Source organism: Vibrio sp. Vb1337 (assembly GCF_033338715.1).
Classification (GTDB): Bacteria; Pseudomonadota; Gammaproteobacteria; order Enterobacterales; family Vibrionaceae; genus Vibrio; species Vibrio alginolyticus.
On record NZ_JAWOTD010000185.1, the window covers coordinates 1 to 1,170 of the forward strand.

At 47.4% G+C, this 1,170-nt stretch carries 2 protein-coding genes; both read left to right on the forward strand.

What is annotated here, in order from left to right; all coding sequences use genetic code 11:
* A partial coding sequence (gene ubiE, locus R7E42_RS24885; RefSeq protein ID WP_318073218.1) for a bifunctional demethylmenaquinone methyltransferase/2-methoxy-6-polyprenyl-1,4-benzoquinol methylase UbiE occupies positions 1 to 707 on the forward strand: 707 nt, incomplete at its 5' end.
* 11 nt (positions 708 to 718) lie between these two features.
* On the forward strand, positions 719 to 1,170 hold a 452-nt coding region (locus tag R7E42_RS24890), incomplete at its 3' end, for an SCP2 domain-containing protein (RefSeq protein WP_318073219.1).

The following is a 1,170-nucleotide window of genomic DNA, read 5'->3' on the forward strand; positions in this document are numbered from 1 at the left end:
CGAAAGAAGAAAAAGTGACCAAAGTTGCCGAAGTTTTCCACTCAGTGGCAGCGAAAGACGACATCATGAATGACCTGATGTCAGGTGGTATTCACCGCCTTTGGAAGCGTTTTACGATCGATTGCAGTGGCGCTCGTCCTGGTCAGCGCATTCTGGATCTAGGTGGTGGTACGGGTGACCTAACCGCGAAATTCTCGCGTATTGTGGGTGACCAAGGCCACGTTGTTCTGGCAGATATTAACAACTCAATGCTGAATGTTGGCCGCGACAAACTGCGCGATAACGGCATTGTGGGTAACGTACACTACGTACAAGCTAACGCAGAAGAACTGCCTTTCCCAGATGATTACTTCGATGTGATCACCATCAGCTTCTGTCTTCGTAACGTAACCGACAAAGACAAAGCAGTACGTTCAATGTTTCTCGTCATTAAGCCAGTTGGTCGTCTATTGGTTTTGGAATTCTCTAAACCAGTTCTCGAACCACTATCAAAAGTGTACGACGCGTACTCATTCCACCTATTGCCAAAAATGGGCGAATTGGTCGCGAATGACGCAGAAAGCTACCGCTACCTTGCTGAATCTATTCGCATGCACCCAGACCAAGAAACACTGGAAGGCATGATGCAAGACGCTGGCTTCGAAAACACCAAATACTACAACCTAACGGGTGGTATTGTGGCGTTGCACCGCGGTTACAAATTCTAAGGGTTAACGGCATGCCATTTGAACCACTTATCACCGCTGTCATTGAAACTTCACTGAACACACTGATTAAAGACGATCCTGCATTGGGTCGTCGTTTAGCGCGTCTCAAGGGCCAAGTTATCCAAGTTCACCTCAAAGAAATCGACAAGACGCTGACGTTTGTTTTCAGTCAGCAGATTGATGTGCTGGGTAACTACGAAGGTCAGCCTGACTGCTATCTCTCGTTGAACTTGAGCGTGCTGCCTGAGCTGCGTGACCAAGCCAACATCACTCGCTTGATTAAGCAAGACAAGCTTGAACTTGAAGGTGATATTCAACTGGCGCAGAAATTTTCTCAGTTGATGACCGATTGCAAACCGGACATTGAAGAGTGGTTATCTCGCGTAACAGGCGATGTGGTTGCACACACTTTGGTACAAGGCACCAAAAACGTGGGTGGTTTCTTCGTTTCTCAAGCGGAAAA